General features: G+C 69.5%; 14 protein-coding genes. 6 read left to right on the top strand and 8 right to left on the bottom strand.

Going from position 1 to position 19,136, the window contains the following annotated elements:
* The 7 genes from AB0I34_RS36205 to AB0I34_RS36175 all read right to left on the bottom strand — a co-directional run bounded on the left by AB0I34_RS36205 (position 1) and on the right by AB0I34_RS36175 (position 6,749).
* Positions 1-930 (bottom strand): DUF4157 domain-containing protein, encoded by a 930-nt coding sequence (locus AB0I34_RS36205; RefSeq protein WP_360454282.1) that lies wholly within the window; start codon positions 928-930, stop codon positions 1-3.
* Positions 931-1,101: 171 nt separating this feature from the next.
* Positions 1,102-1,473 carry a hypothetical protein gene (locus AB0I34_RS36200; protein WP_360454279.1) on the bottom strand — a complete coding sequence of 124 codons (372 nt, stop codon included), beginning with the start codon at positions 1,471-1,473 and terminating at the stop codon, positions 1,102-1,104.
* Positions 1,470-1,910: a phage tail protein gene (locus AB0I34_RS36195; RefSeq protein ID WP_360454276.1), complete on the bottom strand. Its 441-nt coding sequence runs from the start codon at positions 1,908-1,910 to the stop codon at positions 1,470-1,472. The genes AB0I34_RS36200 and AB0I34_RS36195 overlap by 4 nt, the downstream gene beginning before the upstream one ends.
* 63 nt (positions 1,911-1,973) lie before the next feature.
* Positions 1,974-3,116 carry a phage tail sheath subtilisin-like domain-containing protein gene (locus tag AB0I34_RS36190; protein WP_360454273.1) on the bottom strand — a complete coding sequence of 381 codons (1,143 nt, stop codon included), beginning with the start codon at positions 3,114-3,116 and terminating at the stop codon, positions 1,974-1,976.
* Positions 3,117-3,171: 55 nt separating this feature from the next.
* A complete protein-coding gene (locus AB0I34_RS36185; protein ID WP_360454270.1) occupies positions 3,172-3,996 on the bottom strand; it encodes a Pvc16 family protein in 825 nt (274 codons plus the stop codon).
* A gap of 6 nt (positions 3,997-4,002) precedes the next feature.
* Positions 4,003-6,138 (bottom strand): ATP-binding protein, encoded by a 2,136-nt coding sequence (locus AB0I34_RS36180; protein ID WP_360454267.1) that lies wholly within the window; start codon positions 6,136-6,138, stop codon positions 4,003-4,005.
* Positions 6,139-6,470: 332 nt separating this feature from the next.
* A complete protein-coding gene (locus tag AB0I34_RS36175; RefSeq protein ID WP_360454440.1) occupies positions 6,471-6,749 on the bottom strand; it encodes an AAA domain-containing protein in 279 nt (92 codons plus the stop codon).
* 157 nt (positions 6,750-6,906) lie between these two features.
* Between AB0I34_RS36175 and AB0I34_RS36170 the strand changes: the two genes are divergently transcribed.
* Positions 6,907-7,953, top strand: a complete 1,047-nt coding sequence (locus tag AB0I34_RS36170) for an alcohol dehydrogenase catalytic domain-containing protein (RefSeq protein WP_360454265.1) — start codon at positions 6,907-6,909, stop codon at positions 7,951-7,953.
* 95 nt (positions 7,954-8,048) lie between these two features.
* Here AB0I34_RS36170 and AB0I34_RS36165 read toward each other — a convergent pair whose 3' ends face one another.
* Positions 8,049-8,486, bottom strand: a complete 438-nt coding sequence (locus tag AB0I34_RS36165; protein ID WP_360454262.1) for a ribonuclease H — start codon at positions 8,484-8,486, stop codon at positions 8,049-8,051.
* A 215-nt stretch (positions 8,487-8,701) separates the two neighbouring features.
* On the opposite strand from AB0I34_RS36165, the gene AB0I34_RS36160 reads away from it, so the two are divergent.
* The 5 genes from AB0I34_RS36160 to AB0I34_RS36140 all read left to right on the top strand — a co-directional run.
* On the top strand, positions 8,702-12,301 hold the full coding sequence (locus tag AB0I34_RS36160) for a BTAD domain-containing putative transcriptional regulator (RefSeq protein ID WP_360454259.1): 3,600 nt from the start codon (positions 8,702-8,704) through the stop codon (positions 12,299-12,301).
* Positions 12,298-13,668, top strand: coding sequence for an FAD-binding oxidoreductase (locus AB0I34_RS36155; protein WP_360454256.1), 1,371 nt, complete (start codon positions 12,298-12,300; stop codon positions 13,666-13,668). The genes AB0I34_RS36160 and AB0I34_RS36155 overlap by 4 nt, the downstream gene beginning before the upstream one ends.
* A gap of 96 nt (positions 13,669-13,764) precedes the next feature.
* On the top strand, positions 13,765-15,156 hold the full coding sequence (locus AB0I34_RS36150; RefSeq protein ID WP_360454253.1) for an FAD-binding oxidoreductase: 1,392 nt from the start codon (positions 13,765-13,767) through the stop codon (positions 15,154-15,156).
* 178 nt (positions 15,157-15,334) lie between these two features.
* Positions 15,335-18,649 (top strand): exodeoxyribonuclease V subunit gamma, encoded by a 3,315-nt coding sequence (gene recC, locus AB0I34_RS36145; RefSeq protein WP_360454250.1) that lies wholly within the window; start codon positions 15,335-15,337, stop codon positions 18,647-18,649.
* Positions 18,649-19,136: UvrD-helicase domain-containing protein (locus AB0I34_RS36140; RefSeq protein ID WP_360454247.1), on the top strand; the 488-nt coding region annotated here is incomplete at its 3' end. The genes recC and AB0I34_RS36140, both read left to right, overlap by 1 nt.

Genomic DNA, 19,136 nt, shown 5'->3' with positions numbered 1-19,136 from the left:
TCAGCCTCCTCGCTCGGAGTCGGTCCGCAACCGATGCATCAGGTCCTCGATGATCCGCAGCCGCAGACCCTCGGAGTCGAAGCCCCCTGCCGTCGGCGACGCCTCCGGCCGGTCGGCATCCGCCCGCATCGGCGTCACCGCCATCGGCGTGGTCGAGGCTCTTGTCGCACTGTTGAAGTAACCAGCAGCCGGTAGATCGTTGTACGGAGGCGGGTCGCTGTGCCTGCGTGGGAGCTCGACACCGGCGGCTTCGGGAAGCCGCCGGGCCACAAGCTCGGCCCGCGCCGCAGCGGCCTCTTCCGCCGCCACTCGGCCCGGAGTGTTCGGGGGCGCCGCCGCGCCACGGGCGAGCAAGGCAGTCACGTGAGTCGCCTCGTGCGCCAGCAACCCGAGGCCCTCCGGAGTGTCCGGCCGGAACCGCCCGGACCTCATCTTGACCGTCGTACCCGAGGTGATTGCGTCCGCGCGGTGCGACCGGGCAGCGGTGTCCGCCTCGGCGTCGACCTGCACCCGCATGCCGTCCGCGCCGGCACCAGCGATCTCGCGGAGCCGGGCGCGGACGTCCACCGGAACGACGTCGGCCGGCCATGCGGCCGTCTGCGGGCCGACGACCGCACCGAGCGCGTCCGCTCGAGCAGCTGCTGTGGTTCCAGGGACTGTTGCGGTTTCGCCGGCCGTCGCCCTCTCGCCGTCCTCCCGTGCCGTCGGCGGCTCGGGAGAGAACCGTCCGCCGGGCTCGGTCCACTCCCCCGCGCCGTCCCATCGCTCGAACCGCTGCGCCCACGACTGCTCGAGCGCATCCAGCCTCTGCAGCACCTGAGCGAACCCGGGTTCCCACGAGAAGGTGGCGACATGGCGAACGCGCAACTGCTCGGCGAGCAGCGCCAGCCGTTCCCCGAGCGTCTGCGGACGCCCTGCCGGATCGGTCATCCGTCCCCCTCCTAACACCCGTCGCTCAGCTCAGCTCGAGTTGAGCGGACACCTCGCGGACCCACTGCCGGCGCTGGGCATGGTCCAGGGTCAACACCTCCGTCAGGGTCCAGTGCGTGTGCCGACCGAGAAAGGCTGCCTCCTGGTGGACCCGGTCCAAGGGGTAGCCCGTTATCCCCCCAGCAGTGGCACCTCCACCTCGTGGTCCCCACCGCAGTGCGGACAGACGACAGCGACCACGTGCGGCGTCAGGCCGTTGATCCGGTTGTACAGGTCCTGCAGATGCGCCAGGTCCTCGGAGAACAGGCCTTCGACCACACCCGGGTTCACGTCCGGCAGGCTGCCGAGCTTCGTGACCACCCTGGCCAGCAGCACCACGATCAGGTACGCCGGCCAGCCCTGCACGCGCGGATCACGCAGCGGGTAGATCTCGTCCGCGGCCGTCGCCAGCCGCATCCTCCCGGACCGATGCAACGTCCCCTCGGCGTCGACGTACCCCTTCGGGAGCTCGAAGGACACCTCGGTGACCAGTTGGCCGGTCATACCCGGGCCAGACCCTCGTGCGCGAGGACCAAGGTCTCGACGAGAATCTCGCTGCCCTTCGCGTTGAACGCCGATCCCTCCCACTTGGTCGGCCAGGCGCGGTCGAAGTTCCACCGCACGACCTCGGTGCGGTTGGCCAAGTCGAAGACGACGATCGAGCCGTTCTTGCGGACGACCAGGCCCTGCACGATCTGCAGCCGCCACTCCCACAGCTCCATCGACGTGGTCGCGCCCCACTTCAGCGTGATGTCGGTGTACGTCGTCTTGCCTGGCAACTTGCGAACGGTCGTGTTGTCGCCGCCTTCGCGGTTCTCGATCACCTCCGTGGTGGAGCCGAGCCCACTGCACTCCGTGAAGCTGGCCTGCGCGATCCCGTCCAGCTCCACCAGGAAGTTGAAGCTGCGGTACGGGTCGACGCGTTGTCCTGTCTGGGGCATCCCCTTGCCTCCCAACCCCGAGTTGCCACTCCACCGGGCCGTTGGCCCGGTGCCGTCGTGGGATCAGCCCTCGCTGACCTTGGCGCCGCCGTCCCACAGGCCGATGCGCAGGATGATGTGCTCGGCCGGCCGCGTCACGGCCAGGCCGATCTCGACGATGACCTCGCCGCGCTCCCGCACCGGCGCGGGGTTCAGGGACTCGTCGATCGTCACGTAGAAGGCTTCCTTGGCGGTCCGGCCGAACAGCCCGCCCGCCTCCCACACCCGGGTGAGGAACTCGGTGATCGAGCGCTCCAGCCCTTTCCAGAGCGCCGTGGTGTTCGGCTCGAACACCGCCCAGCGCAACCCGGTCACGAGCGAGTCCTCGACGTACGACACCAGCCGCCGGACATTGACGAACTGCCACGGTACGTCGGCGGACAGCGTGCGCGCGCCCCACACCAGCGGCGGCCCACCCGGGAAGGTGCGGAGCGCGTTGATGTTCTGCTTGTTCAGCTGGCCTTGCTCGGTGTCGTTCAGCGTGAAGTCTAGGCTGACGGCGCCACGGATCTGCTCGTTCGCAGGAGCCTTGTGTACGCCGACCGTGCTGTCGCAGCGCGCCATGATGCCGGCGATGTGCCCGGACGGCGGCACCGGGATCGTTTGCCCGGTCGTGCTGCCCGGGTCACGGATCACGATCCACGGCCAGTAGAGCGCGCCGAACCCGTTGACCGACAACAACCCGGCCCGTTGGGTGAGCAGCGGGTTCCCGGGTTTGAGCGGGTCCTTGTCTTGGACGCCGTCCAGGATCGCGAACCGGTCGCCCAGGGCCTCACAGTGCTCGATCACCTTGTCCTTCTGCAGCGCCGGGTCCACCAGACCCGGCACACACACCAGACCGACATCGGGCAGCCGGCTGAGCTGTGCCAGCGCGCCGTCCAGACCGTCCATGTTCTTGATCGGCACCACATAGGCGAACGTGCCGCCGTTGTCGAAGAACCCGCGGACCGCATACGGGAGGTTCAGCCCGCTCTTGTACTCACCGAGTTTGTCCTTGTACGCGTTCCAACTGGAGACCGGCACCGGCTTCCCCAGGTCGTCGCCGGTGGGGAGCGTCGCCGTGACGCCGATCAGCGCCGCAACGCTCGTCCCCGCGCCGGCGATAGGCCCCGCGGGGGTGATTTCCTCCAGGTGGATCCCGGGAGCTGCTGTCGCGTAGTCGACCATCGCTGCTCTTCCGCCTTTCCCGTTCTGCTCGCCGGTGGGTCGCGTCGTCCGGGGCCTACGGCCCCGAGAGGACCACCGTCTGCGTCTGATGGTCGGCCGCATACGTCACGGCGACTTGTTCGTCGGGCCGCCCGGCCGCCCGCACCTTCAACGTGTACGTCCCGAACTCGAGCCCAGGTACGGCGAACTTCCCGTCCGGACCGGAGGTCGCCTGGGCGCCGGTCTCGGTGACCGAGACTGTGGCGGCCGGGACCGGCACGAGCGACTGGTCGGTCACCACGCCGCGGAACAACGGGTGCTCGACCGAAGTGCTGCGCACGTCGATCTTCTGGACCGGCGGGAACTCCTCAACCTCGTCGTACGGCTCGACCGTGATCGTCACCGTGATCGGGAACGCCGGCCGCGGCGCGATCCCGAGCGCGGTCCAGAACTCACCGCTCGACCGGTTCTCCTGCACCTGCGCGACCATGGTCGGCAATGGATAGGGCTGCGGTGGGGTCGCCAGGGTGCCTCTGAGGAAGCGTTCGTCGACGACCGGGAAGCGGCTGAGCCACAGCAGTGTGAGTCCCAGCAGCCTGTGTTCCTCCGCCGCCTTGAGCCCGCCTGCTTGAGCGGACCACGCGGTGGCCAGGTAGCTGCAGTCGACGCGCAATGGCGGCAGCCGAGAGGTGTAGCCGTCGTTCGTCCTGGTGAGGACCCGCGCCTCGTCACGGAGGCTGCGGTTCTCCGAGACGTCGTGCAAGAACAGGTTCACCGTCGCCTCGGCCGGTTTGTAGTTCTTGTCCGGCGTATCGAAGCTCACGTCGGCCGCCCGCAGATCGGCCGGCGCCGAGGCGTCGTCCAGGATCGCCTTCAGGGTCTCGTCGAGGTCTTGGAACACGGCGGCTCACCACACCTGCTCCGCGGTGGCACCGGGTGGCACCCGGCCCATCTTCTGGAACTCACGCCAGATCGCCTGCCGGACGTGCGCAGTACCGATCGACTCGCTCCGCGCCGCAGCCAGGAACGCCGCGTGCAGCGCGGCATTCCTGATGTTGGCACCGGAGAGCCGGAAATCGTGGGCCAGGCCAACGACGTCCAGCGTCTCCGCCAGTGGTGCGCCGGGCGGGAAGGCGATCCGCCAGATCCCTTCGCGCAGCTCGTCGTCGGGGAAGGGGAACTCGACGATGAACTGCAGCCGACGAGTGAACGCCTCGTCCAGGTTCTGCCGCAGGTTGGTGGCCAGGACGGCGATGCCGTCGTACTGCTCCATCCGCTGCAGCAGGTACGACGTCTCGATGTTGGCGTACCGGTCGTGGGCGTCGTGCACCTCGGAGCGCTTACCGAACAGCGCATCGGCCTCGTCGAACAACAAGATGGCGTCCGCGTCGGCGGCCGCCGCAAAGATCGTCTCCAGGTTCTTCTCGGTCTCGCCGATGTACTTGCTGACCACCGCGGACAGGTCGATCGCGAACAGATCCAAGCCGAGCTCACCGGCCACGACCTCCGCAGCCGTCGTCTTGCCGGTCCCCGGCGGTCCAGTGAACAGGGCGGTGGTTCCTCGGCCACGCGCCAGCTTCTGCTCGAAGCCCCACTCGGTCAGAACCGTCGAGCGCAAGCCGACCCGGGCGCAGAGCTCCTTCAGCTGCGCGGTGGTATCGGGAGGCAGCACGATGTCGGCCCAGGTGCAGGTCGGCTCGATCCGGCGCGCCAAGACCGCCAACCGTTGACTTGTCTGCCGCCGGGCTCCCGCGAACACCTCTTTCGCGGTCGGTCCCCGGTCCGCGCCGGCAGCGGTGGCCGCGCTCGCGACCGCCTCGGCAATCTGCGCCGGTCCGAAGGAGAACCGACCGGCGAGCGTATCCACAAGGTCGGTCGACGCTGTCGTCCCGGCCTCGTCGAGCTCGCGCGCCCACGCGGCGCGGCGGGTGGCCAGATCCGCTCGCCCTACGGCGATATTGAGAGCACCGAGCGCCGGACCACCTTCCGCCGTCCAGGGCTGCGTGCCGGCCAACACCGTGATGCCACCGTGCTCAGCCAGGCCGTCGACCAAGGCCGACCGCGCGCGCGAGCCGACTGGCAGGAGACTCTCGCCGTCGACAAACAGCACTGCCCCTTTGAGCAGTGCCTCGCGGAACGAGCGGGCCACGACGAGCGCGGCCTTCTCGTCTGCGGTCGGCAGATCGGCCGCTCTGAGCGTGAGGATGGGGGCGCGCAACTCCCCCGCCAATGCCACCGCCGCAGCCGCGCGGTCGGACCCGACTGGCCCGTGCAGGTGGATTCGCAACGGGTAGCGGCCCTGCGCGGCCCGCGCCGCATCCAGAACCGTTCGCCGGGCAGCCGGCGAGAGCGCCGTCTCTGCCCAACGCGCCGGAGGCGGGTACGCGAGCTGGCAGTACCCGGCCAGCTGTGAGTCGAGGCCGTCGACGGCCAGCAGGACGTCCGTGATCTGCTCGTCGAGGACGACCGCCTGCGCCAGTAGTGGAGGATGCGCCCGCTCCTCGCTGACAAGTTGGAGGATGTTGTTTCGCAGCAGAGGGGCGTCAGCGGCGAACAGGGTCCGCCGTACCAGCTTCTCGTCGGGTGACGTGCTGATCAGGTCCAGGATCAGGTTCACCGTCGCGCGGCACCGGTTGACGTCGTCCTGGAGGTAGCCGTACAGCCGTTCGTAACGCAGGTCTACCTCTGGTGCCAGTGCGATCAGCACCACGTCGAGTTCGTTGTCGGTCAGGGCGTAGGTGCGCCGCAGCCAGGCCCACCCGTCGTCCGACGACGCCAGCTCGGCCCAGCCCGGCGCGAGCGTACTCTCTCTGCGCGTGCGCAGCGGTTCTCCCAGCGGACCGTTCAGAGCGGCGGCGGCGAGCTCCTCGGTGATGTAAAGCCCCCGGAACGAGTCGCGCCCCGCCTCGGCACCGAACCGTACTCGAGCCTCGGCCACAGCCGCGGCCAGTAGCCTGTCCAGGCGCTGGAATGGGCGCCGCCAGTTCGGGGCGCAGTCGGCTGACTCGGCCGGGGCGAGCAAGGAGGACGCCGCGTCAGACATGCATCCCCCCTCAGGCGCGAAGTGTCGATCACCCAACGAGGTGAACTGGCCTGATAAACCCCCTGCTAGCGACGCTACGGAGAGTCATAGGTGATGTCAAGGCATCGCGGATCTCCAACGCGACCGAGTGTGGCCAATCACGATCATTGCCTACAGCAACAACCTTACAAGCGACTGAATGCCACATCATCCACGAATACCGCGGTCGGGGAAGATCACGACGACATCGGTGGGAGCCCGGCCAGTTCCGCGCCCGCCCAGGTGACTGCCTCGAACGTTGGCCAGACGATCACAGCCTGCTCGTCCGTGCTCAGGTCCTAGCCGGCCGCCACCTAGCGCCGCAACAACGGCAGACGGTCGAGCTGTGCCAGCTCACCCGGGCTGACATGCTTCTCGAAGTGCTGAAGCTCCAAGACCTGCGCGTCGATCTCCTGCCGCCCAACGACGTGTCCGAATCCGAGGTTCTCGAGCTTCTCCCGGACATTGTCGACAGCCGAGTTGCCGAACGAGACCACGCCGATGGTCGCCGAGCCTTCCGCGATGACGTTGGCGATGAGGTTCAAGATCGTCTCGGTCTTGCCGGTGCCGGGTGGACCCTCGATCACGGAGATGGAGTGGCCGCTCGTCGCGGGCAGGGGTGGATGGTCTGATTTTGAGACGGTCCTGCGCGCGGATCAACACTACTGTCGTTGGCGTCGAGCGATGGGCCGTGTGGATGGTCGACCGGACCTGTCTCCAGGCCAGTGGACGATCAAGGAGGATCCGGAGATGAAGGCACTTGTCTATCACGGCCCCGGGAACAAGGCGTGGGAAGACGTTCCCGATGCGGCCGTCCAGGAACCCACCGACGTGGTGGTGCGGGTGGACACAACGACGATCTGCGGCACGGACCTGCACATCCTGCAGGGCGACGTGGCGGCGGTGACCGACGGCCGTATCCTCGGCCACGAGGCGGTCGGGACGATCACCGAGGTCGGCAGCGCCGTCACGGGATTCCACGTCGGTGACAGCGTGCTGGTGCCGGCGATCACGAAGTGCGGCCGCTGCGTCTACTGCCAGCGCAACATGCCGTCGCACTGCCAGACCGTCGGTGGCATCGGCTGGATCTTCGGCCACCTGATCGACGGCACCCAGGCCGAGTTGGTCCGTGTGCCCTACGCCGATACGTCGCTGTACGCGGTCCCCGACGGTGTGACCGACCAGCAGGCGATCTTCCTGGCCGATTCCCTGCCCACCGGGTACGAGGTCGGGGTGCTGGCCGGCAACGTCCGCCCGGGTGACACGGTGGCCGTGGTGGGCGCCGGTGCGGTCGGTCTGTCCGCGATCCTGACGACCGGGCTCTGGGGAGCTTCGAAGGTCATCGCCGTCGACACGAACAAGTTCCGGCTGACCAAGGCGCTGGAATTCGGCGCTACCGATGCGGTTGAGGCCGGTCCGAACACCGTCGCCGACGTTGCCGCGCTCACCGACGGACTCGGCGTCGACGTGTCCATCGAGGCAGTGGGCTACCCGGAGACCCTGCTCACCGCCGCATCGCTGGTGCGTCCTGGCGGCCACATCGCCAACATCGGTGTGCACGGCACGCCGGTCGAACTGCCCATGCAGGACATGTGGATCCAGAACGTCACGCTGACCATGGGTCTGGTGGACACCGTATCCATCCCGACCCTGCTGAAGATGGTAGCCAGCGGCAGGATCCCATCGGAGAAGATGGGAACCCACACCTTCACGTTCGACGAGATCGCGGAGGCGTACGACGTGTTCAAGAACGCGGCCGCGAACGAGGCCCTCAAGGTCATCATCAAGCCGAACTAGAACATGGGCACTCCCAGCGGGACATCCGCGGTGGGCAACATCCCGGTGGTCACACTAGAGCCGGCAGTGGCACCGATGCCGCGCGTTCTTCCAGGTCAGTGCTGTGGGAAGCAGGCAGCGACGGCTAAGCCATCTACGAAGTCGTTCATCTCGTGGCCGGAATGTCCCTTGACCCACTGGAACGCGACATCCCCGCGCTTGATCACCAACGCCACCAGAGGCTCCCAGAGATCCCTGTTGGCGACCGGCTTCTTTGCCGAGGTCAGCCAGCCTCGCTCGAGCCAACCTGTGTGCCACCCGTCGCGGAAGCAGTTGACGACGTAGGTCGAATCCGAGACGACCAGCAGGGGACCGTCGTTCGCCTGCACGGCCTCGAGGGCGGCACGGATCTCCATCCGCTGGTTCGTGGAGGCAGCCTCGTGACCAGCGGCATACTCGGTCGTCGACAGCGCCCACGCCCAGCCTCCAGGTCCAGGGTTGCCCGAGCAGGCACCGTCGGTGAACACCCTGCGCGCGCCAACCGGGACTGGCATATCAGCCGGACGAGGACGGCGGGCGCGGGCTGGAGGCATCAGAGCGAAACCCTACTCCGCCGGCGCATCCTCACCCGCACCGCCCCGATTACGACGGGAGCACTCGCGCCGAGTGTGAACGAGGTCCGGGGCGTTCGGTAGCGGCGTGGTCACCGGGTTTGAGGGCGATGCCGAAATGAGGCTTCTTCGTTTACCGTGGCGGTGGGGGTGGTGGCGTGGGGGCGGACCAGTTGCGGATCAGTCTGCTCGGCGAGTTCACGGCGTCGTACGACGGCGCCGCGCTGGATCTGGGCGGGCGGCGGCAGCGCGCCGTACTCGCCGTGCTGGTCCTCGCACGCGGCGAGGTCGTCCCGGCCGAGCGGCTCGCGGACGCGGTCTGGGGCGAGCATTCGCCTGGTAACACAGCAGGCGCCCTGCAGTCCTATATCTCGCACTTGCGCCGCAGCTTGCAGCCGGGGTCACCGGCTCGCGCCCGGTCCGCGGTAGTCGTCCGCGAGGGTCCCGGGTATGCCGTACGACTCCCGTCCGAAGCGGTCGATGCCTGGCGGTTCGAGAGCCTGCTGAAGAAGACCGCGAACTCGCCCGCGGAGGCGGCGGCCGATCTGCAGGAGGCGCTCGCGCTGTGGCACGGTCCGGCGCTGGTCGAGTACGCCGACGAGCCGTGGGCCGGCGCCGAGATCGCGCGCCTGACCGAGCTGCGAGCCGTCGGCCGTGAACGCCTGCTCGCCGCTCGTCTCGATCTCGGGGAGGCGGCCCTCGTCGTTGGCGAGCTCGAGGGGATGGTCGACGAAGAGCCGCTGCGGGAGGAGCGGTGGAGGCTGCTCGCGCTCGGGCTGTACCGCGCCCATCGCCAGGCCGACGCCTTGGCTGCGCTGCGGCGCGCCCGCGAGACCCTCGCTGACGAACTCGGCGTCGACCCCGGTCCGGTTCTCCGCGAGCTGGAGGCGCAGGTACTCGCGCAGTCGCCCGGGCTGATACCTGCCAAGCAACCGCGGGAGGAGACAGTGCGGGCAACGGCCACGGACGGCAACGGTCTCGTCGATCGGGACCGCGAGCTCGCCGCCCTCCGGTCGAAGCTGGACGGTGTCGCGGCCGGGCAGCCTGGTCTGCTCTTGTTCGAGGGCCCGGCCGGGATCGGAAAAACGCGCATGCTGGCCGAGGCGCGCAGGCTCGCGGGCGAGCGGTCGGTGCGGGTGCTGTCGGCCCGCGGGAGCGCACTGGAGAGTGCGTTCGCGTTCGGGGTCGTGCGCCAGCTGTTCGAGGCAGAACTCGGCGACCCGGCGCGTCGCGACGAGCTGATGCGTGGTGCGGCGGCAGGAGCCGGGGCCGTGTTCGACATCGCCGACAGCAGCCGGGCCGAAGGCTTCGCCGTTCTGCACGGCTTGTACTGGCTGGCGGTCAACCTCACGACGGAGGGACCACTGGTGCTCGCTGTCGACGATGCGCAGTGGTGTGACGGCGCCTCGCTCCGCTTCCTGGCCTATCTGGTGCGACGGCTCGCCTCGGCACCTGTACTGGTAGTCGCGACCCTGCGCACAGGCGAGCAACACGATCACGAAGACCTGCTCGCGGAGCTGGCCCTCGAACCCGACGCGCTCGTCGTTCGGCCGGCGCCGCTGTCCACTGAAGCTACGGCGGAGCTGGTGGAGCGACGGCTCGGCGCACGACCCGCACCTTTGTTCGTCACCGCCTGCGAGCGGACAACCGTGGGGAATCCGTTCCTGCTCTGTCAGCTCCTCCAGGCTCTTGCGGCTGACGGAGTCCGGCCGGATGCCTCCCACGCCGACCGGGCCGTTGCGGTCGGGTCGCGGGCGGTGTCGAGCCGGGTGCTGCTGCAGCTCCGCAGGCTGCCACCAGACGTCGTGGTCGTCGCGAGGGCGGCCTCCGTCCTTGGAGACGGTGCCGCCCTGCCGGCGGTCGCGGCACTGGCCGGGGTCACGGAGGCCCGTACCGCGGAAGCGCTGGCCGTACTGGCGCGTGCCGAGATCGTCAGAGACGAGCAACCAGTGGCATTCGCGCACCCGCTCGTGCGGGACGCGGTGTACCAGGCGCAGCCGGCGGCCGAGCGGGAGCTCTGCCACGAGCGGGCCGCGTCAGTCCTGCGGTACGCGCGGACGAGTGACGAACTGGTTGCGGCACACCTGCTGCTGGCGCCGCCCCGGGGTGACGAGAGCGTCGTGACACTGCTACGTACGGCGGCGCGCGGGGCTGCCGAGCGGGGCGCGTCCGAGAGCGCGGTGACCTACCTGCGCCGGGCACTCGCCGAGGTGCCGATGGGTTCGGGTCGAGGCGATGTAGTGCTCGAACTCGGGATGCGAGAAGCGCCCGTGGACGGGGCGGCAGCGGTTGAGCACCTGGTGCAGGCGTACCGGCTGCAGGACGACCCGCGGGTCCGCAGCGAGATCGCCATCGCGGCCGCCTCGACCCAAGTATTCGCGAGTCCGCCCGGAGTCGCGACGGCCTTCGCCCGGGAGGCTGCTGCGGCGCTCCCTGACGGACTGGCTGACCAGCGCCAGGCGCTCATCGCCATCCAGCGCATCAGTGGATTCATGCACGGCATCGGCGACGGCTGGCGGACACCCGCTCAGGAGCCAGAAGGGCAAGGACCGGGTGCGCGGATGCTGGCCGCCACGGTCGCGCTGGAAGCGGTTCTGGCCGGCAGAGACCGGGAACGCGCCATCGCGATGGCACGATTCGCGCTCGACGGCGACCAGCTGATCGCCGTCGACGACGGGCTGTTCTGGGTCAATGCCGCCGCGGTCCGGATCCTGTCCGACGACGACATCGGCGACTTCTGGAGCCGGGCGCGCGCGGCCAGCCACGCGCGGGGGTCGTTGTTCGCGGCGCTGTCCACCAGTCTGTGGGAGGGGTTCTGGCAGTGGCGGCGAGGCGAGCTCCATGAGGCCCTCGCGTGTCTGCGGGCCGCGCTCGACCAGGATCGCCTCTGGGGAGGTACGCGGGTGGGCGAGCCCTTCGCCCGCGCCTTCCAAATCGGCTGCCATCTCGATCGGGGCGACCTCGAGGCCGCCGGCCGGGCGGCCGACGCCTTCGCTGACAGTACGGCGTTCGGCGAGGGCGGTCGTGTCTATCAGCAGGCCGTGGCCCGTCTGCTCGTCGCCGAGGGCCGCTGCGAGAAAGCCCTTCTCGTGCTCGGCAATCCTCACTCGACCATCGATGGGATCGCCATCGTCAATCCGGTCTGGAACCCGTGGCGGTCCATCAAGGCCGCGGCCTTGTCCGGGCTCGGACGTACGTCGGAAGCGATCGAGACAGCCGAGGAGGAACTGGCTCTGCTCCGGGTCTGGGGCGCACCGAGCTACCTCGGTCGGGCACTGTCCATGCTGGGCGAGTTCCGTGGTCGCGCGGGCCTCGACAACCTCGTGGAGGCGGTGGATCTGCTGTCCTCGACGACCGCCGCGGTCGACCTCGCCCGAGCACAATGCGCGCTCGGCAGCCACCCAGACGTGGGCGGCGAGGGTGCGATAGCGCTGCTGGAAGCTGCGGGCCGGACGGCGGAGCAGCGAGGCGCTCGCCAGGTTCGCGAGCGGGCACTGACTGAGCTCCAGCGGCGCGGGCGCCGGATCGAGCCCGGCACCGACGAAGTGCCTCGGTTGTCGCGGACCGACCGGCAGATCCTCGACCTGACCGCAGCCGGCCTGGACGTTCACGAAGTCGCGCAGCGGCTGTTCGTCACACCGGGGACCGTTCGGGACGTACTGGACGGGTCCGGCGTCACAGCTGAGCTCGGCAGCTCAAGAATCTCTCAAGTCGGACGAGCGACCATGACGCACGACCAGAACGGGAGCCTCCAGTGACGGTGCAGCAGAGTCTCCGGGCCGCGAGCCTTCGCGGGCTCTGCGGCGGCGCCGTGCAGCTTCCCGGCGACCCGGCGTACGACATGGCGCGCGCACCGTGGAACCTGGTGGTCTCCGACCATCCCGCGGCCGTCGCCTATCCCGCGTTCCCCGAGGAGGTCGCCGAGGTCGTCCGCGCCGCCCAGGCCGCCGGCCTGTCGGTCGCGCCGCAGGGCACCGGCCACGGCGCTCCGGCCCTGGGCGGCAGACTGGCCGACGCGGTACTGCTGCGCACCTCCGCGATGACCGAACTGAGCATCGATGCCGAGAACCGGATCGCCCGCGTCGGCGCCGGCGTGCTGTGGGGTGATGTGGCGGCGGCCGCCGGGAGGCACGGACTGGCCACGCTGCATCCGTCGTCTCCCGACGTCGGCGTGGTCGGCTACTCACTCGGTGGTGGGATCGGTTGGTACGCCCGGCGACTCGGTCTGCAGTGCAACTCTGTCACGGCTGTCGAGGTCGTCCTTGCTGACGGCACCTTCGTACGAGCGACCGCCGACAGCGACGCTGATCTGTTCTGGGCCCTCCGGGGTGGCGGTACGCCGCTCGGCGTCGTCTGCTCGCTCGAGTTCGAACTCCAGCCGATCCGGACCGTCGTCGCCGGGTTCCTCGCGTGGGACGGGACGGCTGCCGATCAGGTGCTGCCCGGGTGGGTGGAATGGTGCGCGGACGCCCCCGACCAGGTGACGTCGTCGTTCCGCCTCGTCGACGTACCGGACCGGGACTCGGTGCCGGCCGAGGTCCGGGGCCGCCGGTTGGCGATCATCGACGGTGCCGTGCTGGGCGACGACGCGTTCGCGAACGACGTACTGGCGCCATTGCGCGCACTCGCTCCGGAACTCGACACGGTCGCCCGGGTACCGGCCGCCGACCTGGTCAGGCTGCACCTCGAGCCTGAGGAGCCGACCCCCGCGTACGCGAGCAGCACGCTGGTGTCCGAGCTTCCCGAGGCGGCGATCGCCGCGGTCATCGAGAATGCCGGTCCGCGTTCCGACAGCAGCCTCACGGTGGCCGAGCTGCGCCAGCTCGGCGGCGCGCTGTCCCGGCCCGACCCGGACGGCGGCATCCTGTCGGCCCTCGACGGGTCCTTCCTGGCACTGGGTGTCGGGCTGGGATTCGAACCCGCCGACTGGCCGCGGCAGCGCGCCGACGCAGAGCGGTTCCTGGCCGCGGTCGCACCCTGGTCGACCGGAAGCACTTATCTTCCGATGCTCGACGACAGCAGCGACACGCGCAAAGCCTTCCCGCCGGACGTCCACGCCCGGCTGACCGCGATCCGTCGCACGGTCGATCCGCGCGGCCTCTTCATGGCACCGCATCAGACTTGAGCCGGCGGCTCAAGCCGGTCACAAGTCGCCGTCAAGTGCTTCGCGACACCGTCGGTCCGTCATCAGCACCACGACAGACCGAACAGGAGAAGTTCGATGACGATCGCTCTCGACCGCGCCACTATCCGGCACCACGACTCCCTCCAGGAGCTTCGCAGTCGCCTGACCGGCGAGGTCCACACACCCGACGACGAGCAGTACGCCGCGCTGTCCACACCGTGGCTCCTCGCCGTCCCTATGCAGCCGGCTGCGGTTGTCGCCGTACGCACTGCCGAGGACGTGCTCGCCACCGTCCGCTTCGCTCGGCAGAACGGCTTCACCGTCGGCGTACAAGCCACCGGCCACGGGGCCGACAGCTCGTACGCCGGACACCTGCTCGTGGTGACCAAGGGCCTGGACGAGGTCACGGTGCACCCCGAGGGCTGGGCTCGCGTCGGAGCCGGCGTCAAGTGGCTTCCGGTGATCGAGGCGGCCGCGCCGTACGGGCTGGCCCCGCTCAATGGGTCCACCAGCGACGTCGGCGTGGTCGGATACACGACCGGTGGCGGCGTCGGACCGATGGCCCGCACCTACGGTCTCGCCGCGGACAAGGTCCGCGCGTTCGAGGTCGTCACGGGAGACGGCGAGTTCCGCCGCGTCACCCCGACCGAACACCCGGACCTGTTCTTCGCCCTGCGAGGCGGCAAGGGTGCGACCGCGATCGTGACGGCGGTGGAGTTCGACCTCGTGCACCTGCCGACGTTCTACGGCGGCGCGGTGTACTTCGACGGTGCCGACGCAGCGCGTGTCATCGACCGGTGGCGGGACTGGTCGGAGAACCTTCCCGAGCAGGCGACGACGTCGTTCGTGCTCTTCCAACTGCCCGACATGCCCGGCGTCCCGCCGGCCCTGGCGGGCCGCATGACCCTCGGTGTCCGCTTCCTCTGGACTGGTGCCTCGGACGAGGGCCGCGAGCTGCTGGATCAGATCCGCGCTGTCGCTCCGGTGATCCTCGACGATGCTGACCTGAAGCCGTACACGGCCGTCGACTCGGTCCACGCCGACCCGGTCGATCCGATGCCCGTTGTCGACCCGGCCATGCTGCTCACCGAGTTCACCGACGTGACCGCGAAGCGCCTGCTCGATGTGGCCGGCTACGACTCCGGCTCACCGCAGTTGATGCTCGAGGTCCGCCAGCTGGGTGGCGCCTACGCCCGGGAAGCCGAGCACCCGAACGCCTTCTCGCATCGCGCCGCCGGCTTCAGCGTGCTCGCCGTCGGCATCGCGGAAGACCCCCGCGTCCTACCGCACTGGGACCGCCTCTACGCGGCGTTGTCCGAATGGGACACCGGCGGTGTCTGGCCGAACTTCGGACCCCCGCACGACGCCCGGACGGCCCGTCGCGCGTACGACGAGGAGACACTTCGGCGCATCGCCGAGGTGAGCCGGAAGTACGACCCGGACGGTGTCCTGCAGATCGGTGAGTACGCCCGCTCGATCGCCGGCTGACATCTGCACAGCACGAAGCCCGCGCGGCGGCCCGAACCACCGCGCGGGCCGAAAGGCCGCTGCCTCCGGGCACCGAGCGAGGTTCTGCTGGTGGTAGTTCCGTGGACGCGTACCAGCGGCGGGGAGCAAAGTACCCGTGGTGCCACGAGGCGTAGGCGCCACGTGGCATGCTGCGTCGGTGGCCCTGTATCTGCATCGTGCCGAGCGCACTGACGTGCTCGCCGACGGGCTGGGAGACTTGCTCGCCGCTCCCTTGGCCGATCCATTCGCCGAGGAGCTGGTGGTGGTGCCCGCCAAGGGTGTTGAGCGCTGGCTCTCCCAGCGACTCGCACACCGTTTGGGCGCTGCCGCGGGGCGAGGCGACGGAGTGTGCGCCGGGGTCCGATTTGCGACACCGCGCTCGCTGGTGTCCGCGGTGCTGGGCCTCGCAGACGACGACCCCTGGTCCGCGGAGGCGATGGCCTGGCCGCTGCTGGCGGTGCTCGACGATTCTCTCGACGAGGTCTGGTGCGAGCCTGTCGCGCGACACCTCGGCCATTTCGACACCGGAGCCGAAGCCGAGTTGCGCCAGGGACGCAGGTACGCCGTCGCAGCGCGGTTGGCCCGGCTCCTCGCGACGTACGCCGTCCAACGGCCGGCTCTCCTCGCTGACTGGAGCGAAGGTCGCGACACCGACGGTCGCGGAGCGCCGATCGACGATGACCTGAACTGGCAACCCGAACTCTGGCGGCGACTGGTCGGCCGTATCGATGCACAGCCACCGAACACTCGCCACGCCGACACGCTCGGCCGGCTCCGGGATCAGCCAGAGTCCTTCGATCTACCGGAACGCCTCTCACTGTTCGGACACACTCGACTGCCGCTCACGGAGATCGAGCTGCTCTCCGCCCTGGCCGAACACCGCGACGTACACCTCTGGCTCCCCCACCCCAGCGGCGCGCTCTGGGAACGGCTGAGGACAGCGGGTTCGACCGCGGGCGACCGAGCCGCCGACACAAGCCATCAAGAGGCCGACAACCCGCTGCTCGCCACCCTGGGGCGGGACAGCCGCGAGCTGCAATTGGGCCTCGCCGCAGCGCCGGCCGTTGACCGCCACCTTGTGTCCCCAGCGACGCCCCACACACTTCTCGGCTGGCTGCAGCATGACCTGCGCGGCAACACCGTCGCCGCTGAGGGCCGTCACCTCGCCGCCGACGATCGCAGCGTGCAGGTGCATGCCTGCCACGGCACCGCGCGTCAGGTCGACGTACTGCGCGAGGTGCTGCTCGGGAAGCTCCAGGCAGACCCGACGCTCGAGCCGCGCGACATTCTCGTCATGTGCCCCGACATCGAGACCTACGCGCCGTTGATCAGCGCCCGCTTCGGCCTCGGAGAGGTCGACAACGACGGCCACCCGGCGCACCGGCTCCGAGTCCAACTGGCTGACCGGTCGCTGACCCAGACGAATCCCCTGCTCGGCGTCGCCGCTCAACTCCTCGACCTCGCCGGCAGCAGAGCAACGGCGAGCCAGGTGCTCGACCTCGCCGAGACCGAGCCGGTACGCCGCCGCTTCCGGTTCACCGACGACGACATCGACATCGCCACCGCCTGGGTACGCGAGTCAGGCGTGCGGTGGGCGTTCGACCAGGACCACCGCGACCCGTTCGGCTTGGCCGGCTACCCGCAGAACACCTGGCGCTTCGGCCTTGATCGGGTACTCGCGGGCGTCACGATGTCGGCCGACGCGCACGCGTGGATCGACACGACATTGCCGCTCGACGACGTGGGCAGCACCCGCATCGAGCTGGCCGGCCGGTTCGCCGAGTACGTCGATCGGGTGCTGACGGCAACTGATCGGCTCAGCGGCACCCGGCCTCTCGGGGACTGGCTGGACGCGCTCCGCGAGGGGATCGACCAGCTGACCCGGGTCGGTCGCGACGACGGCTGGCAGGTCGGCCAGGTGCAACGCGAGTTCGCCGAGATCGCGGCCGAGGCCGGTGCCCTGGCCGCGACCTCGCTGACGTTGGCGGACGTCCGGGCCCTGTTGTCGACCCACCTGGCCGGGCGGCCGACCCGCGCGAACTTCCGGACCGGCACGCTGACCGTCTGCACGATGGTGCCGATGCGCTCGGTGCCGCACCGGGTGGTCTGCCTGCTGGGCCTCGACGACGGTGTGTTTCCACGCTTCGGCCTCGCTGACGGAGACGACGTACTGGCCAGGTCACCGGTCACCGGGGAGCGCGACGTTCGCAGCGAAGACCGCCAACTGATGCTCGACGCGATCCTCGCCGCCACCGAGTCGCTGGTGATCACCTACACCGGCGCCAATGAGTACTCCGGTCAGCCACGGCCGCCCGCCGTGCCGCTGGGTGAGCTGCTCGATGTCCTCGACCGCACCACCGAGTCGGCGGTTCGGCAAGCTGTCGTGGTGAAGCACCCGCTCCAGCCCTTCGATCGGAAGAACCTGGAGGCTGGTCGTCTTGGTACGCCGGGGCCCTTCACGTTCGACCCGACTGCACTGGTCGCGGCGCGAGCCGCGGCGGGTTCCCGGCCGCCACGCCCGGAGTTCATCACAGGGCAGTTGACACTGCCGGCGGATGACGACGTCGCGTTGTCAGATCTCCTGGCGTTCTTCCGCGATCCGGTGAAGGGGTACTTCCGGGCACTCGACCTGACCCTGCCGTGGGAGGTCGACGGGGTCTCCGACGTGATGCCGGTGGAGATCGACAACCTGCAGAAGTGGTCGGTCGGCGACCGGATGCTCCGCGACATGCTCGCAGGCATCCACCCCGACGCGGCCCTCCAAGCAGAGTGGCGGCGGGGCGTTCTCCCACCGGGTCGGCTGGGCTGGCGGACCGCGACCGAGATCCGTGACATCGCTCGAGGTCTCGCGATCAGTGCGTACCCGCATCGGCAGACGAGTCCACAGGCGTTCGATGTAGACGTCGACCTCGGCGGCGGCCGGCGCCTCACCGGGACGGTTCCAGGCGTGTATGCCTACCGGCTCGTCTCGGTCAGCTACTCGCGGCTCTACGCCAAGCAACTGCTGACCTCCTGGATTCAACTGCTCGCGCTGTCCGCCGATGACGAAGACCACAACTGGACGGGTCTGGCCATCGGCCGCCCGCGCAGCGGTCGCAACCCCGCGACTCGACTGTTCGGGCCGGTCGGGCCGCTCGGCCGCGACCTGCTCGCCGACCTGGTCGCGGTCTACGACGCCGGTCGCCGCGAACCGTTGCCGCTACCGCTCAAGACCTCGTTCGCGTGGTGCCAGGCGCGCCGAACCGACGACGACCCGATCGTCGCTGCCGGGCGTCGGTGGCGCCCCGCGAACTACGACGGCGAGAACTCTGATCCCGCCCACGTCCGCGTCTGGGGACTCAACACACAGCTCAAGGTTCTTCTCGAGCCGGCTCGGCCCGGTGAGGAACGGCCGGGCGAGCCGACCCGGCTCGGCGCCTATGCGAAACGGGTCTGGGAACCGATGCTGCGCTTCGAGCAAGGGGCGCCGTGATGGAACCCTTCGACCTCCTGGGTCCACTGCCGACGGGCACCACTGTGCTGGAGGCAAGCGCCGGCACTGGCAAGACCTACGCCCTCGCCGGCCTGGTCACCCGCTACGTCGCAGCGGGCGCCGCCCGTCTGGACGAGATGCTGCTGATCACCTTCGGCCGCGCCGCCAGCCAGGAGCTTCGTGAACGCGTCCGCTCCCAGTTGCTCGAAGCCGAACGTGCCCTTGCGGATCCGGACCGCTGGCGCGACGACCCCGATCTGCTCGGTCACCTCGTCGACGGCAGCGCTGCCGACGTCGCCGTACGACACAGCCGGCTTCGGGACGCGCTGGCCAACTTCGACGCCGCCACCATCGCGACGACCCACCAGTTCTGCCAGCTCGTACTGCGTTCGCTCGGCGTTGCCGGTGACGACTCTGTCTCCAGCGCGACCGGCTCACAGCCCAGTACCGGCTCTTCGGACAAGTCACTTCCCGGACCTGCCAAGAC

Origin of the sequence: Kribbella sp. NPDC050281 (assembly GCF_040655855.1) — a bacterium.
Classification (GTDB): Bacteria; Actinomycetota; Actinomycetes; order Propionibacteriales; family Kribbellaceae; genus Kribbella.
Note: the sequence above shows the minus strand (reverse complement) of the source record. Positions and strands in the feature narration are given on the sequence as shown.